This window comes from Pseudohongiella sp. (genome assembly GCF_011050365.1).
In the GTDB taxonomy this organism is placed as follows: domain Bacteria; phylum Pseudomonadota; class Gammaproteobacteria; order Pseudomonadales; family Pseudohongiellaceae; genus Pseudohongiella.
Window position 1 is genome coordinate 207,698 of record NZ_DRFV01000002.1, and the last position, 21,473, is coordinate 229,170.

Annotated in this window: 17 protein-coding genes; 9 read left to right on the forward strand and 8 right to left on the reverse strand. The window is 58.9% G+C overall.

The annotated features are described in order from the left end of the window. The first annotated feature begins 168 nt into the window (after nt 1–168). A complete protein-coding gene (gene tesB, locus ENH71_RS02375) occupies nt 169–1,053 on the forward strand; it encodes an acyl-CoA thioesterase II (RefSeq protein WP_294136710.1) in 885 nt (294 codons plus the stop codon). Nucleotides 1,054–1,072: 19 nt separating this feature from the next. On the opposite strand, the gene dinB is transcribed toward tesB, so the two are convergent. After that, nucleotides 1,073–2,167, reverse strand: coding sequence for a DNA polymerase IV (gene dinB, locus ENH71_RS02380; protein ID WP_294136708.1), 1,095 nt, complete (start codon nt 2,165–2,167; stop codon nt 1,073–1,075). Between the two features lie 65 nt (nt 2,168–2,232). Here dinB and pepQ point away from each other — a divergent pair, with 65 nt between their 5' ends. Then, the gene (gene pepQ, locus ENH71_RS02385; RefSeq protein ID WP_294136706.1) at nt 2,233–3,579 is read left to right on the forward strand and encodes a Xaa-Pro dipeptidase; all 1,347 of its coding nucleotides are present in this window, start codon (nt 2,233–2,235) and stop codon (nt 3,577–3,579) included. 91 nt (nt 3,580–3,670) lie between these two features. Here pepQ and waaA read toward each other — a convergent pair whose 3' ends face one another. Continuing rightward, entirely contained in the window at nt 3,671–4,957 is a 1,287-nt protein-coding gene (gene waaA / locus ENH71_RS02390; RefSeq protein WP_294136704.1) for a lipid IV(A) 3-deoxy-D-manno-octulosonic acid transferase, read from the reverse strand. Between the two features lie 102 nt (nt 4,958–5,059). On the opposite strand from waaA, the gene ENH71_RS02395 reads away from it, so the two are divergent. Then, nucleotides 5,060–6,292 carry an FAD-dependent oxidoreductase gene (locus tag ENH71_RS02395; protein WP_294136702.1) on the forward strand — a complete coding sequence of 411 codons (1,233 nt, stop codon included), beginning with the start codon at nt 5,060–5,062 and terminating at the stop codon, nt 6,290–6,292. Further along, complete coding sequence (locus tag ENH71_RS02400; protein ID WP_294136700.1) at nt 6,292–7,119, forward strand: aldo/keto reductase; 828 nt, start codon at nt 6,292–6,294, stop codon at nt 7,117–7,119. Before ENH71_RS02395 ends, ENH71_RS02400 begins: the two co-directional genes overlap by 1 nt. Here the strand turns inward: ENH71_RS02400 and ENH71_RS02405 are convergent. Together ENH71_RS02405 and sppA are read right to left on the reverse strand one after the other, a co-directional pair. Beyond that, nucleotides 7,091–8,977, reverse strand: coding sequence for a hypothetical protein (locus ENH71_RS02405; protein ID WP_294136698.1), 1,887 nt, complete (start codon nt 8,975–8,977; stop codon nt 7,091–7,093). The genes ENH71_RS02400 and ENH71_RS02405 overlap by 29 nt on opposite strands. Then, entirely contained in the window at nt 8,956–10,836 is a 1,881-nt protein-coding gene (gene sppA / locus ENH71_RS02410) for a signal peptide peptidase SppA (RefSeq protein ID WP_294136696.1), read from the reverse strand. Before sppA ends, ENH71_RS02405 begins: the two co-directional genes overlap by 22 nt. A 186-nt stretch (nt 10,837–11,022) precedes the next feature. Here sppA and wrbA point away from each other — a divergent pair, with 186 nt between their 5' ends. Next, nucleotides 11,023–11,622 carry an NAD(P)H:quinone oxidoreductase gene (gene wrbA, locus ENH71_RS02415; protein ID WP_294136694.1) on the forward strand — a complete coding sequence of 200 codons (600 nt, stop codon included), beginning with the start codon at nt 11,023–11,025 and terminating at the stop codon, nt 11,620–11,622. A gap of 112 nt (nt 11,623–11,734) precedes the next feature. On the opposite strand, the gene tal is transcribed toward wrbA, so the two are convergent. Then, nucleotides 11,735–12,679, reverse strand: a complete 945-nt coding sequence (gene tal, locus ENH71_RS02420) for a transaldolase (protein ID WP_294136692.1) — start codon at nt 12,677–12,679, stop codon at nt 11,735–11,737. A gap of 295 nt (nt 12,680–12,974) precedes the next feature. Here tal and ENH71_RS02425 point away from each other — a divergent pair, with 295 nt between their 5' ends. Further along, complete coding sequence (locus ENH71_RS02425; protein WP_294136690.1) at nt 12,975–14,267, forward strand: alpha/beta hydrolase family protein; 1,293 nt, start codon at nt 12,975–12,977, stop codon at nt 14,265–14,267. Between the two features lie 11 nt (nt 14,268–14,278). On the opposite strand, the gene ENH71_RS02430 is transcribed toward ENH71_RS02425, so the two are convergent. Continuing rightward, nucleotides 14,279–15,187: a glycosyltransferase family A protein gene (locus ENH71_RS02430; protein ID WP_294136689.1), complete on the reverse strand. Its 909-nt coding sequence runs from the start codon at nt 15,185–15,187 to the stop codon at nt 14,279–14,281. A 177-nt stretch (nt 15,188–15,364) separates the two neighbouring features. Between ENH71_RS02430 and ENH71_RS02435 the strand changes: the two genes are divergently transcribed. Further along, nucleotides 15,365–16,132 (forward strand): 3-deoxy-D-manno-octulosonic acid kinase, encoded by a 768-nt coding sequence (locus ENH71_RS02435; RefSeq protein ID WP_294136687.1) that lies wholly within the window; start codon nt 15,365–15,367, stop codon nt 16,130–16,132. A gap of 24 nt (nt 16,133–16,156) precedes the next feature. Here ENH71_RS02435 and ENH71_RS02440 read toward each other — a convergent pair whose 3' ends face one another. Further along, nucleotides 16,157–17,644: a flavin-containing monooxygenase gene (locus ENH71_RS02440; RefSeq protein WP_294136685.1), complete on the reverse strand. Its 1,488-nt coding sequence runs from the start codon at nt 17,642–17,644 to the stop codon at nt 16,157–16,159. A gap of 144 nt (nt 17,645–17,788) precedes the next feature. On the opposite strand from ENH71_RS02440, the gene ENH71_RS02445 reads away from it, so the two are divergent. Together ENH71_RS02445 and ENH71_RS02450 are read left to right on the forward strand one after the other, a co-directional pair. Beyond that, nucleotides 17,789–19,816: a BamB-related PQQ repeat family beta-propellar protein gene (locus ENH71_RS02445; protein WP_294136684.1), complete on the forward strand. Its 2,028-nt coding sequence runs from the start codon at nt 17,789–17,791 to the stop codon at nt 19,814–19,816. Between the two features lie 113 nt (nt 19,817–19,929). Next, a complete protein-coding gene (locus ENH71_RS02450) occupies nt 19,930–20,784 on the forward strand; it encodes a cytochrome c (protein ID WP_294136683.1) in 855 nt (284 codons plus the stop codon). A gap of 57 nt (nt 20,785–20,841) precedes the next feature. Here the strand turns inward: ENH71_RS02450 and ENH71_RS02455 are convergent, their stop codons facing one another. Then, nucleotides 20,842–21,411 (reverse strand): CBS domain-containing protein, encoded by a 570-nt coding sequence (locus tag ENH71_RS02455; protein WP_294136681.1) that lies wholly within the window; start codon nt 21,409–21,411, stop codon nt 20,842–20,844. Nucleotides 21,412–21,473 lie beyond the last annotated feature (62 nt).

Here is a 21,473-nt window from a genome sequence, read left to right on the forward strand (position 1 = left end):
TGTTATTTTTGCTGAACATCGATCATACGCCCGGCGCATGAAGGGGTAAAGCGGCTGCCGGTGAACGGTCACTCGCTCTCGGCGAACGCATGGATAGCTGTTAAACTTGTGTCTTCAGATCGACAACCGGTTTCACGACCCCGTTTTACCTTGAAGGGAACAAAGCACATGGCAGTCACCCCGAACGCACTGGAGAACCAGCAGCTGCAACAACTATTTAATCATCTTGAGCTGGAGAAGCTCGATGAGAATCTGTACCGCAGCGCACACAAGAACGAAGGCTGGTTTCGTGTTTACGGTGGTCAGGTGCTGGCGCAGGCGCTGTTGAGCGCCAGCCACACAGTGCCGGACGATCGCCATGTGCATTCCCTGCATGCGTACTTCCTGCGCCCCGGCGACCTTGATCAGCCGATCATTTTTCATGTTGATCGCATCCGCGATGGCCGCAGCTTTACCACTCGCCGCGTGGTGGCCATGCAGCACGGCAAAGCCATTCTGAACATGGCTGCGTCGTTTCAGATTCCGGAAGAGGGCCTGTCACACCAGGCGCAGATGCCGGACGTGCCACCTCCGGAGGAATGCGCCAGCCGAAAGGAAATGGCGGAACGCTTTCGCGGCAAGATCAGTGAGGATCTGCTGGAGCGCTTCTCCCGCCAGTTCGCCGTGGATCTGCGTCATGTCGATATCAACAGCCTGTTCGACGATACCCCGAAAGAGCCGGTGACCAGCGTGTGGTTCCGCGTCAACAGTGAGCTGCCGGCTGACTACGATCGCCACGCCCACCTGCTGGCGTACGCGTCGGACATGACCTTGCTGCAGACCAGTCTGCGCCCGCACGGGCAGAGCCTGTTCGACCCCAAGTTGCAGATCGCCAGCCTGGACCACGCCATGTGGTTCCATCGCCCGTTCCGCACCGATGACTGGCTGTTGTATGCACAGGACAGCCCGTCTTCATCACAGGCGCGTGGCTTCAATCGCGGCAACATCTTTACCCGTGACGGGGTGCTGGTAGCCTCCGTGTGTCAGGAAGGTCTGATGCGGGTGCGCGACTGACCGGAGCAACAGATGCGCGTCACAGCTCCAGTGGCAGCGCCAGTTGATCGGCGGCCCGCTCGTCTCTGGGCACCAGCCTGACGCCCACTCCGATCAACCGCACCGGGCGCTGGTGGCGGGCCCAGGCCAGTGCCATCAGCGACGGAAACAGATCCAGCTCACATGAATCGGCACTCTGTTCGGCAGTGGTGGAAATAAAGTTATTGAATTTAAGTTTTACAAAAGTGCCCGCCACTTTATAGCGCGACTGCAGCGGCTGCCAGCGCTTGAGCATCTGTGCATGCAACTCGTACAGGCGCTCAATGCAGGCCGGTAAATCCGCCAGATCCTGGGCAAACGTGTTTTCCACGCTCAGCGACTTGCGCTGGCGCTCCACTTTCACCTCGCGGTCGTCGATGCCGCGGCATAACTGAAACAGCCGCGCGCCAAAGGTGCCAAACTGCGCCAGCAGCGACTCTTCGCTGAAGTCGCGCAGATCGGCGCAGGTCTGCACGCCCATGGCATGCAGGCGGGCAGCCGTCACCTTGCCGACACCAAACAGTTTTTTCACCGGCAACTGCAAGACAAATGCGTCTATCTGTTCCGGCCGGATGACAAACTGACCATCGGGCTTTTCCCAGTCGCTGGCAATTTTGGCGAGAAACTTGTTGGGCGCGATACCGGCAGACAAGGTGATGCCCAGGGTCTCCCGCGCACGATTGCGAATATCCTGCGCAATCAGGGTGGCGCTGCCCTGAAATGACTCTGCCGCACTGACATCCAGGAAGGCCTCGTCCAGCGACAGCGGTTCGATCAGCGGGGTGTAGTCGGCAAAAATCTGCTGCACCTGACGCGACACGCCCCGATACACGTCCATGCGCGGCGGCACCACAATCAGGTCCGGGCACCGCCGCAGCGCCGTCGCCGTTGGCATCGCCGAGTGGATACCAAAGCGCCGCGCCTCATAATTGCAGGTGGCCACCACACCCCGGCGCTCACTGGCACCACCCACCGCCAGTGGCTTGCCACGCAGAGACGGATCATCGCGCATTTCGATGGCCGCATAAAAGCAGTCACAATCACAATGGATGATTTTGCGCTGACGGGGCGGAAGCTGTGTGTCTTCGGAGGTCATCAGGGGACAGTATTTCCTCGGCGGGGCGATGTGTGAAACCGCATTTTCGCGTATTATCCCACAGCATGAACACTCAAACGCTATTTCAGCAACATATCACCGCACTTGAGCACAGCTGGGGCGAAGCCCTGCAACAGACTATGCCCGATTGCGACGCCATTCTGGTACACAGCGGCAGCAGTCACAACTATTTTGCCGACGACCACGCGCCGCCGTTCAAAGCCTGGGGGCACTTTCTGCGCTGGGCGCCGCTGGACCGGCCGGATCAGTTTGTGCTGTTTGTGCCTGGCCACAAACCGCGTGTGCTGGCTCTGGTGCCGCGCGACTTCTGGCATGACCAGACGCTGACCACCGAAAGCTGGTGGGCGGACTGTGTCGACATCACCTGCATGGAGAACCTGTCTGAATTGGCTTCGCTGCTGCCGCAGGTCAGCTCACTGGTATTTCTGGGCGAAAACCGGACGCTGGCAGTCGAACTGGGCGTGCCCGCTGCGGCAATCAACCCGGCGTCTTTACTGTCGTGGCTGGACTACGATCGCGCCGTGAAAACCGACTACGAGATCAGCCGCCTGCGCGAAGCCAATGCGCACGCATTGTCTGGCCACGCCGCCGCGGAGCAAACGTTCCGCGCCGGCGGCGACGAATATGATATCCATCATGCCTATCTGGCCGCCTGTCGGGTGCTGGATCAGGAGCTGCCCTACTCCAACATCATCGCGCTGAACGAAAAAGCCGCGATACTGCACTACCAGAACAAGCGGCGTTATGCCGACCGCGCCAGCCAGCCGGCCAATAAGGTGTTGCTGATCGATGCCGGCTGCCGCGCCTACGGCTACTGCTCCGATATCACGCGCACCTGGGCTGCCGACGATGCGCATCCGGTATTCCATGATTTGCTGAACGGCATGCAGACTTTGCAGGCAACCCTGGTGGGCAGCGTCAAACCGGGCGTGTCATTTGCGGACCTGCACCGGCAGGCGCACCTGGCGATCGCACAGTTACTGGTGGACGCTGGCATCTGCCATGGTGACGCAGAAACGCTGGTGAGCAATGGCACCAGCACCGTTTATTTTCCGCATGGCCTGGGTCACCTGCTGGGTCTGCAGGTGCACGATGTCGGCGGCCGGCTTGCCAACCGCAGCGGCGAGCTCGCCCCGCCTCCCGACGCATGGCCGGGCTTGCGCAATACGCGTTCGCTGGACGCCGGCGCCGTGGTAACCATCGAACCAGGGTTGTATTTTATCCCGGCATTGCTGGAAACAGCACGCAAGTCGGCGATGGCAAAATCAATTAACTGGACACTGACTGAAGCGTTGATGCCTTTCGGTGGCATCCGTATTGAGGATAATGTGCTGGCCACCGTCGACGGCGCCGACAACCTGACCCGAAACGCTGTGACGGGAAGCCGTTAAGCGGCAAAGCAGGAAGCCAGAAAGGGATTACGCGAGTAAGCGCCTGAGCGAGTGAGCGTCTAAGCGAGAAAGCGTTTAAGCGAGAAAGCATTTAAAGAGCCAGGTACTGGACCGCAAGATCATAAATTCGGTCCAGCGCGCCCTTGTTGGCGGCCACCGCCGCCTTGCCTTTGTCGCCCATCGCGCTGCGCGCCTCATCGTCCTGCAGCAGACGAACGACTTCACGGGCGAGCTCGTTTTCATCCGCCACTGTTTGCAGCGCACCTACATCTGTCAACTGCTCGCAGATGGTCTGGAAATTGAACTGCGACGGCCCCACCAGCACCGGCAAACCAAGAGCAGCGGGTTCCAGCACATTCTGACACCCGGTGTCGACCAGACTGCCGCCGACAAAGGCCAGCTGTGCCAGGCCATAATAGATCAACATCTCGCCCATGCTGTCGCCCAGAAATACGTCGGTCGCCGCAGCAACCGATTCTTCGCTGCTGCGCCTGACCACGCGCAACGACTGTTTCAGGCACAGGCGTTCCACCGGCGCAAATCTTTCCGGGTGACGTGGCACCAGAATCAACAGCGCAGCGGGTATATCGCGCTTGATCTGCGTGAACGCAGCCAGCACCTTCTCTTCTTCACCATCGCGGGTGCTGGCAGCAATCCAGACCGGCCGGCTGCCTTCTATGCGCTGCGCCATGGCGGCCGTCTTCGCCGGCAGATTGTCTGGCAGACTGACATCGAATTTCATACTGCCGGTGATATGCAGTGCCTGCTCCGACACGCCCAGACGACGAAAACGTTCGGCGTCCATTGAGGCCTGCGCCGCAATGCAATCGATCTTTTGCAGCATGGGTTTGCCCAGCCCGGAAAATTTCTGGTAGCCACGATAGGATTTTTCCGACAGCCGCGCGTTGGCCACCATGATGCGGGCGCCGCTTTTTTTACTGTAGTGCACCAGATTTGGCCACAGCTCGGTTTCCACCAGAATCACCATAGCCGGCTTGAAAGTATTCAGAAAACGTTTCACAGCGCCGGCGTAATCGTAAGGCGCGTACACATGGCAAACATCGCTGCCAAACAGTTCCTCGATACGCTCGGAGCCGGTCGGTGTCATCGTTGTTACCACGATGCCCCAATCCGGTTGTTGCTCACGCAAGCGCGTCACCAGGGGAGAGATTGCCACCGATTCACCGACCGAGGCCGCATGCACCCAGATCCAGCGTTGCTCACGGCGATTGGCACGCGCCAGCTCGACAAATCCCAGACGCTCGCCCCAGCGCTTGGCATAGGCCGGCGCCGGCAGCACCAGCGCACGCCACAACAGCCGCAGCACAATGATCGGCAGCAGCAAATAAAATACAAAGTTGTAGATGGCTCTGTTCACGCGAATTCCCTTCGAGTCAATGCGCAGTCATGCGCCAGCGTGCTACCATTGACGCCGTAAAACGAGGATCATTACAGGAATATGCACCCAGCGCAAATGGCTATGAGCACACATCTCAAGGTACAAATCGCCATCATCGGCGGCGGCATTGCCGGCCTGTGGTTGCTCAACCGTCTCAATCAGGCCGGTTATGACACCATTTTGCTGGAAAAGCATGCCCTGGGCGGCGGCCAGACCCTGGCGTCACAGGGCATCATTCACGGCGGCCTGAAATACGCACTGAATGGCAACCTGAGCCCGGCCAGCAGTGCCATAGCGGACATGCCCGAGCGCTGGCGTGCCTGCCTGCAGGGCGACGGCGAGCTGGACCTGCAGGGCTGCCGGGTGCTGTCATCGCATTATTATATGTGGTCCAGCGGCAGCTACCGTTCACGCCTGAAAGCATTTCTTGGCAGCAAGGCCTTGCGTGGCCGTATCGACGCCCTGAAACCGGCGCAGTATCCCGCGTTTTTCCGGGACACCGACGAGCATAGAGTACCGGGTACGGTATATCAGTTGACCGACTTTGTGGTGGATACTCCCTCGCTGATTAGCACGCTGGCCGCGCCCTGGCGTGACCGCCTGTTCCAGTGCCGGGATATCCAGCTAAGTAGCAGCGATGACGGCGCCGAGCTGACACTGGATACCGGCGACTCCGCAGTCACCTTGCAGGCCGCGCGCGTGATTTTGTGCGCTGGCGAAGGCAATGAGGCGTTGCTGGCAGACTGGGAACATCCGTACACCCTGACTCCGCCGGCAATGCAGCGTCGACCCTTGCACATGGTGACGGTCAAGGTCGCCCACCCCGCACCCCCTTATGTGCATTGTATCGGTGACAGCCTGGGCATGACGCCGCGGCTGACACTGACAGCGCATCCTTGCAAAGAGAACAACGGCGGGCAATGGATCTGGTATCTGGGCGGCGAACTCGCGGAATCCGGCATGCAGCGCAGCGAACAGGAACACCAAGCCTTCGCACGCGAGGAACTGCAGTCGCTGTTCCCCTGGATGGACTTCAGCCAATCGGTCTGGAGCAGCTTTTTCATCAATCGCGCCGAACCCGAAGTAAGCGATCAGCAACGCCCTGACAATGCCTATGTCGAGGCATGCGGCCCGGTGCTGGTATGCTGGCCGACCAAGCTGACCCTGTGTCCCAACCTGGGCGACTCGGTGGTGGACATCCTGGACACCCAATCGCTGATGGACCGGGACGACTCTCTGCCCACGCTGAAAGTGCTCAACGATTTGTTGCCGACACCGGACATTGCTCCCGCACCATGGGAGGCAATGCGCTGATGCCGACACTGCCTCGTCGGCCGCTGGGCAGTACCGGCATTGACGTCTCCTGCCTGGGACTGGGCACCGTCAAGCTCGGACGCAGCGAAGGCGTCAAGTATCCCGATAAATTCAGCATCCCGGATGATGACGCCGTGCGTGCACTGCTGCATCAGGCACAGGAGCTGGGCATCAACTTTATTGATACCGCACCGGCCTATGGCAACAGTGAAGAGCGTCTGGGCCAGCTAATGCAGCGTCGTCAGGACTGGGTGATCTGCAGCAAGACCGGCGAAGAGTTTGTCGACGGCAAGTCGTTGTTCGATTTCAGCGCCAGCCACACCCGCCGCAGTATCGAGCGCAGCCTGAAACGGTTGCAGACCGACTATCTGGATCTGGTGCTGGTGCACTCTGATGGCAATGACAGGCAGATCATTGAACACAGCGATTGTTTTGAAACCCTGATGCGGTGTCGCGAGCAGGGGCTGATACGGGCATTCGGGCTATCCGGTAAAACCCTGGCCGGTGGCTTGATCGCCGCCACGCTGTGCGATGTGGTGATGGTCAGTTACAACCCTGGTCACACAGAGGAAGCGGCAGTCATTGATCATGCCCATAAATTGCAAAAAGGCGTGCTGATCAAAAAGGCGTTTGACAGTGGCCACGCCTTAAGTGGCCACCACAACGCGGCCGACGCGATCACTGAAAACATGCGCTTCATCTTCGCCCGGCCGGGTGTCACATCGATCATCGCCGGCACCATTAATCCGGCGCACCTGCAACAGAATGCCAGCACTGCCGCCCGGGTTCTGTCTGCCACTACTGCGGCGGAAACGCGTCGCGATTGATATTAAAACGACGCTGCTGATAGGCCTCGATATCGGCAAACATTTGTTGCGCGGCGCCGGTATAGGCATCTTTCAGAGCGGCCTTCATGGCTGCCTCGTCTTCGGCCAGTACCGCCATCATGTCTGCCCGCATCTGCTCCCGGTTGAGTGACTCATCCACTTCATTGATCAACAGATCCGTTCCCACCCAGGTTGCCGCCGCCAGCACCGGCGCACAAATAAACACCAGTGGACCACACAACGCGCCGGTGCCGCCGGCGGCGGCGCTGGTCGCCAGGCGACCGGTCAGACGGGCAAAGCCTCCGGAGATCACCCGTTTGCTCGCCGTGCGACTTACCACTCGCGAGCCCATGCGCATGCTGGCGCGGGCGGCGATGATGCCAGCGCCCGAGCCGGCACCGACCAGCGACTTGTCCATGTAGTCATCCAATGCCAGTGTCGGTGCCGGCAGCGCCAGGCAGTCCGCTGTTGCCAGCAGCTGTGTCATCAGCGCATCCTGCACCCGATAAATCTGCCGCACCTGTTCATTGAAACCGCTGGCCACGGCCGCATTTATATCGCCAAGCCCCGGCTCAACAACGCTGCCAACATAGGCGTCGATCTGATCACCGATATAGTCGGCAAAGGTGTTTTCGGCAACCACTGAACGGCCCATGAATGCCAGCTGGGTATACTGGCCGCGCAAACTGAAGTTCCAGTCAAGAAAGCGTTCGACGCCGCCAGCAGCCGGAGCAAATGCGCGCTCAACGCGAACGTCGATGTCGCGGTTAATGCGGTCCAGCATGGCCTGCTGTTGTACCGACAATGCCTGTTGCGCCTGATTCGCCAGTGCCTGCTGTTGCTGAAGCTGCTGGCCGGCATCAACATTGACACATGGATCAACCGGCCCGGGCAGTGGCTGTGGCTGTGGCTGCGCGCCTGCGCGGGAGTCCTGCTGCGGTACCAGATAGGAACCGATATTGATTTGGGTCAACAGCAGATAAACCAGCAGCAGCACGATCATCGCGATACTGAAATATCGACTGAACGGCGTTGCGCCCAGCGTCGCCGCATCACTTGCCTGACGCCCGGCCACCAGTGTCACCAGCCCCAGCAACAGCACCCAGATCGCACCCAGCTTGAGCGCATTGACCAGCAGAAAGACAAGCCACACACCCAGCCTGACCGGCGTCAGCAGCGTGTCACTGGCGGCCGCCAGCTCCATCAGGTGCCACATGCCATCATTAAGCGCGGCATTGATACCCAGCAACACGCCAACCGGCGCCAGCACTGCTTCACCGGCCTGCCGCTGATAACCGGTCTGCAGTACTGTCGCCAGATTCAGATGGCGTGTGTCCGGCACGTCGGCAATGTAGAACTGCAGCAGCATCAGTATGACGGCGCTGACTGCCAGCGTGCTGCGGTGACTTATTCTGAGCAGTACCGGCAGACGGTATTGCGGGGTTAGCTCGGCGGCGAACCACCGATAGCTGAGTCCGTAACACATCAGAAACAGCGGCAGACTGCCAGCAATAACAAGCCATTCCAGTTCCGAGAGTTCACTGGTCATGGTCAGCGCGATCACGGCGCTGGCCAGGGCAACAATAATCAGCACCAGACGCTGCAGGAAACTGTCCCAGAACAGACGTCGCAGTCGACTGCCTTCACTGGTGACATGACTCAGAAGCGCGTGGCGGCGCATCAGATGGACCCGCGACAGATACTGAAACGCGAGCCATGACAGCACCAGCACCACCACCAGCAGGCCGGAAAGGTTCATGGCCGCCAGCGGATAATAACGTATAACGCCCAGCACCAGCAGACAGCCGGTCAGGGCGTAGAGAACGGTTTTGGCCGCTAGCGCGGAGACAAAACGCACAGGTCACAGACCATCAGAGTGCGCAGCCGTTGTGCCGGGTAGTTCTCCGGCAGCACCAGGTTCATCAGGGATTGCCAGCGCCGCACTTCATGCGCAGGCAGACCCGCCAACGCGCGTGACACGTCCAGCGCGCCCCCCACTGAGGCCGCACCGCGCATGCTGTCGCCCCAACTGCCGAGAACCTGTGATGCACCCATATTGTCCATCATCTGTATCAACAACTGTTCGCCAAAACTTAACGGGCGTTCCACATAAACTTCCTGCCAGCTTTGCAGGCCGGCCAGCCCGGCTGCCGAGGCAATTGCCTGTTCCAGGTCGCCGAGCTCATCGATCAGCCCCAGTTCCAGCGCCTGGGCGCCGGTCCAGACCCGTCCCTGCGCCATCGCATCAACCTCGGCCAGCGGTATGTCGCGACCATCAGACACCAGCTGAATAAAGCGCTGATAGGCGTCATCAATGGTGCTCTGATAAATCGTGCTCATCACCTCATCCATGCCGCTTAACGGATCGCCTGTTCGCGACAGCTCGGTCGTGCTGACGCCATCCACACCAATACCCAGGTAGTCCAGCGCGTCTTCAAAGGTGGGAATCATGCCGATCACACCGATAGAGCCGGTGATGGTCGACGATGACGCCAGGATCCTGTCTGCTGTTGCGGCAATCCAGTAACCACCCGAAGCCGCCGTACTGCCCATGGACACCACGACAGGTCGGCCCGATTGCTGGAATTGCGCCAGCGCGGCGCGAATCTCTTCCGACGCCAACGCCGCCCCGCCGGGTGAGTCGATACGCAGCACCAGCGCCTTGACGGCATCGTCCTGCTGCGCCATGCGTACCAGTTCGGACACATTGTCCGCGCCGATCAGCCCCTGTGACTGCTCGCCGGGCATGATGGTGCCCTGCGCCACTATGATTGCGATCTGCTCATTGAGCGGCGGCAGAATACGATCGGTTGCAGCGAGATAGTCCTGAAAGTGAATCTGCCGGAAGCTGCCGTCTTCGACACCAACGCTGGCCGCCACCTGACGCCGGAAACTGTCGACACCGGCGATATTGTCAACCAGCCCCTGTTCGAACGCGACACGCGACATGTCACCGCCGGCGGCCGCCAGCAACCCGGGGAAACCGTCAGCATAATTCTGCAGATCGCCCGGGCTGCGCTCACGGTTGGGCGCTACCCGCGCCAGATAGCCTGACCACAGTTCGCCCAACAGATTCTGCGCATCGGCCCGCGCCTCGTCAGACATGTCCATCCGGGTAAATGGCTCGGCAGCAGACTTGAACTCGCCGACGCGAAACACATGGACGTTGATGTTGAGTCTGTCGAGCAGATCGCGAATAAAGAGCTGGTTGCCACCATAGCCGGTGATCATGATACTACCCATGGGATGCAGGGTAATGGTGTCAGCGTAAGAGGCCAGCGCGTACTGGCCCTGAGAAAAGTAGTCACCGTAGGCATAAACAAGCTTGCCGCTGTCCTTGAAGTCCGCCAGCGCGTCGCCCAGGATTTCCAGATGGGCCGGGCTGACGCCAAGCAGGTCCTCCAGGTCCAGCACCAGTGCCGTGATGCGGTCGTCGGTTTTGGCCCGCGTCAGCGCGTCCTGCAGGTCCTGTAGCACGGAGTTTGCCGGCAGTGCCGGGCCCAGCAACAGGTCGACGGGATTGGCCTGGGTGCGTTGCTCGGTGATAACACCGGACGGCGCCCACACCAGCGCCGACCCCTCAGGCACGGTCAACGGTTCCGGGCCGGAAAACACAAGGAACAACACGAAGCCCACAAAGAGCAGGAAAACCAGGCGTGCCAACACCACGCGGACGGCATCGATGATCCGGCCCAGAAACGAAAACAGTCTTCTCATAGCGGCTTGCTCTCCATATCCCAATTACAGGTTGCCGGATGCGAGTCCGAACCCGATTGCCACGGGCCAACGAACTTTTCCGGCAAAATATCTGATTTATCGATGTTTAGACGCGAATTATTGCGGCATTCATCGGATGTTCTTCGCTTATTATGCTATCAGTCATTTTAGCAGGAGGAATCATCCATGACTCGAGTACTAGTGCTTTACCATTCCATGTACGGCCATATTGAAACCATGGCGCAAGCCGTTGCCGAAGGCGTGACTCGTGTCGAGGGCACCGAGGTTACCATCAAACGTGTGCCGGAAACCATGCCGACAGAGGCCTTCAAAGAGGCCGGCGGCAAGACCGAACAGGCTGCCGACATCGCCAGTCCGGCAGAGTTGGCCGACTACGATGCCATTATCCTGGGTGTACCTACCCGCTTCGGTAACATGTCCGGGCAGATGCGCAACTTCTGGGACCAGACCGGCGGTTTGTGGGCTAAAGGCGCACTGGCAGGCAAAGTCGCCAGCGTGTTTGTTTCAACCGGCACCGGCGGCGGCCAGGAAATGACAATTACCTCCACCTGGACCACGCTGGCCCATCACGGCATGGTAATTGTGCCGCTGGGTTACACGACACCAGAGTTGTTTGATATTTCACAGGTCAGCGGCGGTACACCCTACGGTGCGACCACCCTGGCCGGCGGCGACGGTTCACGTCAGCCTGACGAGCGCGAACTGGCCATCGCCCGCCATCAGGGCGAGCACGTGGCACGCATCGCAGCGAAACTTGCTGGGTAATCGGTTCACGTTAACAAGATATCAGCGCAAGACGACCAACCCGAACGGCCAGAGCCCGACACACCGGCTCTGGCCGTTTTTTTGCCTGAGCATTTGTTGTCAGAGCACAGCGTTAGCGCGTTTCCAGCACGCCGCGTAAAGCCAGGTAATCTGCGTGGAACTTGCGGATACCCTCGGCCAGTTTTTCCGTGGCCATGGCATCCTCATTCAGCTGCCAGCGGAAATTTGCTTCCGGCAGACTGAAGTGTTTTTCCTCACTCACCTGATCCGGCGTCAGCGCCCGCGGCAACTCGCCCTCATCGGCCGCCAGTTGCTCCAGCAAAGCCGGTGAAATGGTGAGCCGGTCACAGCCAGCCAGTGCTTCTATCTCACCGGTATTACGGAAACTCGCCCCCATCACGATGGTGGGGTAGCCATGGGTCTTGTAGTAGCGATAAATGCGTTGCACCGACAATACGCCAGGATCATCTGTTGCCGTGTAGTCCTTGCCCGTGCTGGCCTTGTACCAGTCCAGAATGCGTCCGACAAAAGGCGAGATCAGAAACGCACCGGCTTCGGCACAGGCAACCGCCTGGTTAAAGCCGAACAGCAGGGTCAGGTTGCACTTGATGCCGTCCTTTTCCAGGTGGCGCGCGGCCTGAATACCTTCCCAGGTCGCCGCAATTTTGATCAGTATGCGAGAGGTGTCCACGCCAGCCTGGGTATAGAGTTCCAGCAGGCTGTTGGCTTTGCGGATGGTGCCTTCCGTATCAAAGGACAGTCCGGCATCGACTTCGGTGGAAACATAACCGGGCACGGTAGCCGCGATACGCTGGCCAAAGTTGACTGCCAGCTTGTCCATGGCAGCGTCGGTGCGCGCCTCAGAGCTACTGCCCATGCGCTGCCCGAAGGCGATGGCGTCCTCCACCAGCTCGGCGTATTGTGATTGCCGGGCTGCGTTCAGCAGCAGGGAGGGGTTGGTCGTCGCGTCCTGCGGGGTGAACCGCCTGATGGCCTCAAAATCACCCGTGTCAGCTACCACCGTGGTCATTTTTTTGAGGGCGTCCAGTTTGTTCATAACAATATCCTGTTGAATCCGGTAAATTTTCCAATCTGTCAGTTGCCAAGAGAGCTATCCCTGAATATCCAGCATATTCGCCCCCGACGTCAATGTAATAACGCGGTGACGGACATGATTGCGACGCGCGCCTTGAATGCGCCCGCGGGCCGAAGACAGAATTCACGGCCGCGTCATCAGATCACATTAAAGAGGCTGAAACTTTGCCGCCACTGCGGTATTGTTCGGATTCGTTTGATAATTTACGACCCGTTAATCCGAATTTCTGGTATAAACCATCACTGGTAATCCTTCTATGAGAACCCTGATTGTCAGCCTGCTTATGACCGTTTTCAGCTCTGCCCTGCATGCACAGACCAACCGTATCGACCTGATCCGCCCGGATGCGCCGGAGCTGGCCAGCTTTGGCGCATTCGATACCGGCGTGCGCACGGTGGAAGTCACCGACAGTAACCGCCCTGATGTGCTCAATATGCGCAATGGCGAAGACACCCCTTTATATGATCGCAGCCTGACGCTGGAAATCTGGTACCCGGCACAACTGGCAAGCGCTCAGAGTCCAGGAACACAATACCAGACCCGTACCCGCAACCCGGAGATTACCGCCACCCTGACCGGGCGCTCCGTGCGGGATGCCGACTCGCTGCGCGGCGATGCCCGCTTTCCGCTGGTGATCATCTCTCATGGTTATCCCGGCAATCGTTATCTGCTCAGCCATCTGGGTGAAAACCTGGCCAGCAAGGGTTACGTGGTGGCGTCCATCGACCACACGGACAGCACTTACGAAGACCAGCAGAACATCAACAGCACGCTGTACAACCGCGCCATGGACCAGCGCTTTGTGCTGTCAGCCATCGCTGACTTCAGCGAGACCAGTGATCACTTCCTTAGCGGCGTCGTCGATGCCAACAACACCGGCCTGATTGGTTATTCCATGGGTGGCTTTGGCGCCGTCAACAACCTGGGCGCGGGCTACAGCGACGCCGGTGTCGGCTTCATTGCCGCGCCGCCCAACGGTCTGCTCAACGAGCTGGCGGCATCCAACCCGGATTTCACCGCCAGCCTGGATCCGCGCATCAAAGCCGGCGTACCGATTGCCCCCTGGGGCATGAACACCGGTTTCTGGGATGCCGAGGGGCTGAACGGAATTCGTGTGCCGACGCTGTTTGTCGCCGGTGATGCCGACACCACATCGGGTTATGAAAACGGCATCAAGGCTATCTATGATCAGGCGGTGAACAGTGACCGTTATATGCTGGTCTTCAAGAATGCCGGCCACAGCGCCGCCGCGCCAATCCCGCTGCCGGTCGAGTTTCTGGATCGCGAAGACAGCAGCGGTGCCGACCATTACACCGATCCGGTGTGGGACACGCTGCGCATGAACAATATTCTGCAGCACTTCGTGACGGCATTTCTGGATCTGCACCTGAAGGGTGATGCCGACAAGGCCAGCTATCTGGACCTGGTGGAGGATGGCGCTGACGGCGTCTACGCCATGAACCCGGATGGCCGCGCCCGCCCGAACCACACGTACTGGCAGGGCTTTGGCCCGGGCTCGGCGGTGGGATTAAAACTGTACCGAAACTGAGCCCCTGCCTGTCAGCCTTTCAGCCTGGCCACCAGCCTGCGCAGACCGCTGCGCAGGCCGGTATTGAGTTTGCTGCCGGTATAACGTCCCTTGGCCACATGCCGAATCCGGAACACACCGGGCACTGTTATTGGCTCGCCCTGCGTGCGCAACAGCCAGCGAAACGCCCGGTCTTCATAGGCCTTGCACCAGGTATCGGACGGCTGCTGATAGTACGGCAGACTTTCGCAATAACCCACGGCGCGGGCGACATCGCCGTGCGTAATCTGCAGAGGGCCGGTGGCACGGTCACGCGGAAAATGCGAAAACAGTGACGGATCAACGTCCAGCGTTTGCATCGGCGCCATCACCGGCGACAGCAGCGGTGCCTCAGGCGGCAACAGCCCGGTGCAGTACTCGGAGGACGGAAACACCAGCGCGTCACGCCGCCCCTGCAGCGCGGCCGCAAGGCCGTCCAGGCAGCCGTCACGAAACAACACATCACAGTCGGTAAACCAGACCCAATCCGCGATGCTGTTTTTTGCCGCCATGTTACGACCTATGGCACGGCGAAACAGCGCCTGGCGTGGCAATTTCTGCCAGTTCCAGCGCACACCGGGCACATTCTGGCAGGCAAAGTGCTCCAGCAATGCCACCGTCAGCTCGTCTTCCTCGCCATAGTACACGGTCATCGTGACATCGATGTTTTGCGGCGGAAACAGCACCAGCGAGCTGAGCTGGTACACCAGCATATGGGCGTAGTTCCAGCAGTGGCTGACAATCTCCACATGCAGCCGGCCCTCACGCGCAGCGCGTTGTTCCGGCCCCGGCAGTTGCTTCAGGAACCAGCTCGCCGGCACCAGACCACTGGCCGCCAGGCGCAGAAACCGGCCCTGCACAGCGTCGCTCCAACGCGGTTCGGGCACCTTGAATTCATTCATATTGCACAGCTTTTGACAAAAAAGGACTATCTTAGCGGAAAAATGCAGGTTAATCTCTCGACTGTGCTGCAGGAATCAGCACCTGACTGAATCAGGGATAACACCATCCGTTTATAACAACAATAAAGACACCTGCTTGTCACCTTGTTGACAACCTCAACATGTTAAAGTGAATCGATGCGATATACCCAATACAAGAGTCGTAATCAATACGTGCTGTTCAATCAGAATGTGCTCAGTGCTTTTTGCGACTCCATTTTCGAGACCACAGCCAGCCACGTCGCCCATATCTGCAGCGATGCGCAGGGCCGCGGTACTGTCGAATTCTTTGAACATGAAGGCCGGGAACTGGTCCTGAAGCGCTACCACCGCGGTGGTCTGGTTGGCCGTTTCGTCAGCAAAACCTATCTCTTCAGCGGCCTGAAAAAGGCCCGTATGTGGCAGGAATTCGAGTTGCTGGCGCAAATGCGTGACCTTGGTCTGCCCGTGCCCCGCCCGATCGCGGCGCGCTGCATCAAGACTTCGCCGTTGACCTATCAGGGTGATGTCATTGTTGAGCGTATCTGCAACGCGCGCACTCTGGCCGAGCTGTTATGTCAGGAAGCCTTGCCGGAGAAGACGTGGGAGGCGATCGGCCTGGTTATCCGTCGCTTCCATCAGCATCATGTAGACCATGCCGACCTGAATGCCTGCAATATTCTGCTCAACGCCCCCGGCCAGATCTACCTGATCGATTTTGACAAAAGCCATATCCGCGCCGCGCATGATCATGGCTGGTGTCAAAGCAACCTGAGCCGATTGCGACGGTCGTTGCAGAAGTGGAAGAAACAGCAACCAGCCTTCCATTTCGAATCACGGCACTGGCAGGCACTGGAACGTGGTTACCAGGGCGCACAGTCGCTGCCCGCACACGCGTCACGCACCGCGCAGGCAGTCAGCCGCTAAGCTGATTGCCTGCCGCCGGGTCCTCTAGCGAAAACTCAATACGCCGTCTTCCAGCGTACCGTGCCGTAAAAGTTTGCGGTCACGCGAGTAGTCCTGAGTATTGACCCAGGGCTCCCGATCACCCTGCTTCGGAAAACGGTGCATCATACGCTGCATATAACCGGCAGAAAAATCGTCGATGAAAGGCCGTGCTGGCATCTGTTTGTCCGCCTCGCGTAACTCGGGCCGGCAACTGCGGGTGCCGGTGGCATCCAGATGATTTACCAGCCGGCAGAAGAACTCCGCGGTGAGGTCGGCGCGCAAGGTCCACGATGCATTGATATAACCAAAGGTGAACACCAGATTGGGCACGCCGGAATACATCAGGCCTTTGTAGGACCAGGTGTCGGCAAAATCCAGGGGCTTGCCGTCGACGCTGAAATCGACGCCGCCCAGCACTTTCAGGTTGAGTCCGGTTGCCGTCACAATAATATCGGCCGGCAACTCCCGGCCACTTTTCAACACAATGCCCTGTTCGGTAAAGCGCTCGATATGGTCCGTCACCATTTCGGTGTCACCCCGTTTGATGGAGTGAAACAGGTCGGCATTGGGCACCAGACACAAACGCTGATCCCAGGGGTTGTAGCTGGGCGTGAAATGCGTGGCAACATCGTAGTCCGGACCCAGTTCCCTGCTGACCATCTGCACCAGTTTTTCTTTCAATTGCGCCGGCCTGGTTCGCGAGCGACGGTAAACGAACTGCTGCATCACCACATTTTTCCAGCGTGTGATGGCATACGCCCAGGTCTCGGGCATCAGCTTGCGCAGGGTATTGGCAATGACATCCCGGTCCGGCCGTGAGACCACATACGTGGGGGAGCGCTGCAGCACCGTGATGTGCGCGGCCTTGTCGGCCATGGCGGGCGCCAGTGTCATCGCGGTGGCGCCGGACCCGATGATCACCACCCGCTTGTTTTTGTAATCCAGATCCTGTGGCCAGTGCTGGGGATGCACGACCGGGCCCTTGAAATCATCTCGACCCTCAAACGTGGGCGTATAGCCCTGCTCATAACTGTAATATCCCGAGCACATCAATAACATGCGGCAGCGCAGCGTGGTGTCTGACTGGCCGTCAACGGCAACCGTCAATGTCCACAGTGCCTCCTGCTCCGACCAGTTTGCCGCCAGCAGTTTGTGCTGATAACGGATATGGCTGTTGATGCCGTGTTCTGACGCGGTTTCCTTAACGTAATCGAGAATGGCAGGGCCATCAGCGATGGCCTTGGCCGCGCGCCAGGGTTTGAAGCGATAACCCAGGGTGTGCATGTCACTGTCGGAACGAATGCCCGGATACCGAAACAGGTCCCAGGTGCCGCCCATGTCTGCGCGCGCTTCCAGGATCCGGTAGCTTTTGCCGGGACAGTTGTGTTGCAGATGTACCGCAGCGCCTATGCCGGACAGGCCGGCGCCGACGATGATAACGTCCAGTGCTGCGCCATCGCCTGTCGTCACTTCATTTGTTGCAATCGCCACTGAGCTTTCCCCTGTCGTTTTTTGTCGGGAAAGTATACATAACAAGCGCTCGCAACAGTAACTGTGATCAATTGACACTTGCAGATGCCTACAGACAGGCATAGTCTTCGGCAGGTAACAAAAAATAAAAATGGGAGTTACACAATGATAAAAACAAACAGAGCCGGCTCTGGCCTGCCGGGCGTGGGGTTGCGCCTGGCCAGTGCGCTGGCATTGACCGTTGGCCTGACCGCTTCCGCCACATTGAGCGCGCAAGACAATGTCGAGTGGGTGACGCTGGGCGGTGATCACGCACATACCCGCTACACGCCGGCAGATCAGATCAACGCCGACAACTTTACCGAACTGGAAACTGCCTGGGTCTGGGATGGCGCCAGCTTCAATTCTTCCAGCGGCCGCTCCACCCCCAGCTACGTGGATGGCAAACTGTTCACGGTGGCCGGTGAACGCCGCCATGTCGTTGCCATTGATCCGGAAACCGGCGAAACCATCTGGTCCTACCGCGAACCGCATACCTTCCGCCACGAATACTCCATGCGTAAAGACTACGGCAAGGGTGTTGCATATGGCGAAGTCGATGGCAAAGGCGTCATCTATATCATCAGCCCGGCCTTTTTCCTGACCGCACTGGATGCCGAGACCGGCGCCCCGCTGGAAGGCTTTGGTGGCCCGGTCGGTCTGGAAGGCTTCCCTGAGACCGGTGTTGTCGACATGCAACGTATCATCGCCGAGTACATGGGTTATGATTTTGACCCCTACTACGGAATCCCGCTGGACGAAGGTTATATCACCGCCTCGTCACCGCCCATTGTGGTGAACAACACCGTGGTTGTCGGTAACTCGGCCGAACAGGGTTACAACCAGACCCGTATCGAGAATATCCCCGGTGACATTCTTGCGTTTGATACCAAAACCGGTGATTTCAAATGGAAGTTCAATGCCATTCCTGAAGCCGGCGAATTCGGCATCGAAACCTGGGAAGGCATCCCCAATCCGCGCGAGCTGACCGGTGAAGTGTCCCCCTGGGCGCCGCTGTCCGCCGATGTCGAAGCCGGTATTGTGTATGCGGTGACCAACCCGCCGACCATTGACTACTACGGTGGTCACGCCCCGGGCGACAACCTGTTCGGTACCAGCATCATTGCCATGGATGCCGAAACCGGTGAGCGCGTCTGGCACTTCCAGTTTGTGCATCACGATGTGTGGAACTACGACACACCCACCGCACCTGTGCTGCTTGATGTGGAGATTGACGGCCGCACCGTGCCCGCCATCGCGCAGGCCACCAAGCAGGCCTTTGTTTATGCCTTCAACCGGCTCACCGGTGAACCGTTGTGGCCCATCGAAGAACGGCCGGTACCGCAATCGCGGATTCCGGGCGAGCAGCTGGCTGCCACCCAGCCCTTCCCGACCAAACCGGCACCGTTTGACATGCAGGGCCTGACCGAAGACAACCTGATCAACTTTACGCCCGAGTTACGCGCGCAGGCGATTGAAGCTATTGCCGACTATGAGATCGGTCCGCTGTTCAATCCACCGCTGCACCGCGACAATGACCTGGGCAAAGTAGCGGCGTTGTGGTGTCCCGGTGATGGCGGCGGTGCCAACATTCCTGGCCCTGCTGTGGCTGATCCGGTCAACGGTATTCTGTATGTGACGTCGCGTTCGGCCTGCTCATCGCGCATGGTGACCGCGGCCCAGGAACGTGACGCCATGATTGAATTGCCTACCGGTACAACATTCTCGCGCTACGCATCGCTGCGCGCGCTGCCGGTGCGTGGTCCTCAGGGGCTGCCGCTGTATCAGCCGCCATATAGCCGCATCACCGCGATCGACATGAACACCGGGGAGCATCTGTGGATGATTCCGGTCGGCGAGACGCCGGACCGCATCAAAAACCACCCGGCGCTGGCAGGCGTGAACCTGGGCAATACCGGCACCGGTGCCCTGGCACCCATGACTGTCACGCCCGGCATGCTGCTGTATGCCGGCCTGGGGGCAGGCGATACCCCTTACCTGTTCGCCGTCGACAAGATGACCGGCGAAGAGATAGGTCGGGTGGAAGTGCCTGAGAACAGCAACTTCGGCATGTCCAGTTACATGCACAATGGCAAACAGTACGTGATGCTGCAAACCGGCAGCACTCTGACTGCGGTTGCCCTGCCCGACTGATAACGGGTATCGACGAACAAAAACGGGCGGGAAGCTGATGCTCTCCGCCCGTTTTTTATGGCAGGACTGTGATAGGCTTTTAGCCTCAGCATGCATCGATGAGGTAAGGCGTTTTGAAGACCCGGTTGTTGTTTGTATTGATCGCCATCGCCGGTGTTGGCATTGGCATTTTCCTGCGCTCACCATCCGTTGCTGACGCCACCGTGCCCAATGGGGACGACGCGATTGAACGTGGCCGCTATCTGGTCCATGCCGGTGGTTGCATCAGTTGTCATGAAGATGACAACGGCAGTCTGAGCGGCGGCATGGCCATCGAGTCACCCTTCGGCACCTTTTATGCCTCCAATATTACACCTGACCCGGACACCGGCATCGGTAACTGGCAGGGCCGCGACTTTCTGCTGGCACTCAAACATGGCCGCACCCCCGACGGCAGTTTCTATTTCCCCGCCTTTCCGTATCGGGCCTATGCCGATATCAGCGACGATGACGCTCTGGCTATCGCCGCCTATCTGATGTCCCTGGAACCGGTTGCGGCACAAGCGCCCGAACACGACCTGCCGGTCTGGGTCGGCCGCTGGCAGATGGCGGGCTGGAACCTGCTGGCCGACATGGCGGAACCGGCATCCGTGACCTATCAGGATCCCCAGATTGCCCGCGGCGCCTACCTGACACGCAGCCTGGGTCATTGTGGTGAATGCCACACCCCACGCAATGCGCTGGGCATTCCTGCATTTGATCAGGAGTTTGCCGGCGCTGATATGCCGGACGGCCATGTTGAGGCGATCAATCCGGAAGCATTGGCAAACTGGTCCGAAGATGACCTGGCGCTGTTTCTGTTTATCGGACTCAAGCCCGATGGCGACTACGTCGGCGGGAAAATGGAACCGGTAATTGAACACAACACCGGACAACTTAGCGATGAAGACAGGCAGGCAATGGCGGCATTTCTGAAGCGGGGACAATAAAAAAGGAGCTGACATTCGCATGCCAGCCCCCTGAAAAAAACGCCTTCCGCGCGGAAATTACATGATCTGACGATGTACCGTTCTGAAGATATCGACAAAGGTCGGTACCCGTTCAATCCTGATCGGCACGTGCAGCCTTCTGGCGATATCGCTGGCGGAAACAAGACCGCGGATATGATCGTGACTGCGATCAACCACCAGGCAATGCTGTTGCCCCGAACGCTGCAGGGTTGCAATAATGTCGCTGATGCTGGAGCGCTGCAGCTGCTCGATATCCAGCGCCATCAGCGATCGCTTCGGACACATCATGTCACTGACGGTTATCTCATCCAGACGCTCGCCATTGGCAATCCTGATCATGAAATTGGTCTCACTCAGATCGTCAGTACTGATGGTACCGGTAAACTCATTGTCGGCATCAACCACCAGCTTCATTCGCACATGCGCCTTGCGCATCAGCATTTCGACATCAACCGCCAGGGTCGAGCCCTCAATCGTTAATGGGCGATGGCTCTTGAAATCAGTAAAAAAGTCGATGGCCGGGGAATTCATGTCCAGATCGTTGAATTCATCGGGCTGCACCATGTGGGCAACACTGTCCACCGGAAATAAAGTGATTGTGTGCATTACGTACTCCTGAAAATCTCAAAAAATGTTCAACTACGCATTACGGTTGGCGGGCATTGAAT

Bases quoted from the DNA above. Each gene is read 5' to 3' on its own strand.
- sppA (WP_294136696.1), bottom strand. From the start codon at position 10,836: ATGAGAAGACTGTTTTCGTTTCTGGGCCGGATCATCGATGCCGTCCGC.
- dinB (WP_294136708.1), bottom strand. From the start codon at position 2,167: ATGACCTCCGAAGACACACAGCTTCCGCCCCGTCAGCGCAAAATCATC.
- tal (WP_294136692.1), bottom strand. From the start codon at position 12,679: ATGAACAAACTGGACGCCCTCAAAAAAATGACCACGGTGGTAGCTGAC.
- pepQ (WP_294136706.1), top strand. From the start codon at position 2,233: ATGAACACTCAAACGCTATTTCAGCAACATATCACCGCACTTGAGCAC.
- tesB (WP_294136710.1), top strand. From the start codon at position 169: ATGGCAGTCACCCCGAACGCACTGGAGAACCAGCAGCTGCAACAACTA.
- wrbA (WP_294136694.1), top strand. From the start codon at position 11,023: ATGACTCGAGTACTAGTGCTTTACCATTCCATGTACGGCCATATTGAA.
- ENH71_RS02430 (WP_294136689.1), bottom strand. From the start codon at position 15,187: ATGAATGAATTCAAGGTGCCCGAACCGCGTTGGAGCGACGCTGTGCAG.
- ENH71_RS02400 (WP_294136700.1), top strand. From the start codon at position 6,292: ATGCCGACACTGCCTCGTCGGCCGCTGGGCAGTACCGGCATTGACGTC.
- ENH71_RS02395 (WP_294136702.1), top strand. From the start codon at position 5,060: ATGAGCACACATCTCAAGGTACAAATCGCCATCATCGGCGGCGGCATT.
- ENH71_RS02435 (WP_294136687.1), top strand. From the start codon at position 15,365: ATGCGATATACCCAATACAAGAGTCGTAATCAATACGTGCTGTTCAAT.
- ENH71_RS02445 (WP_294136684.1), top strand. From the start codon at position 17,789: ATGATAAAAACAAACAGAGCCGGCTCTGGCCTGCCGGGCGTGGGGTTG.
- ENH71_RS02455 (WP_294136681.1), bottom strand. From the start codon at position 21,411: ATGCACACAATCACTTTATTTCCGGTGGACAGTGTTGCCCACATGGTG.
- ENH71_RS02425 (WP_294136690.1), top strand. From the start codon at position 12,975: ATGAGAACCCTGATTGTCAGCCTGCTTATGACCGTTTTCAGCTCTGCC.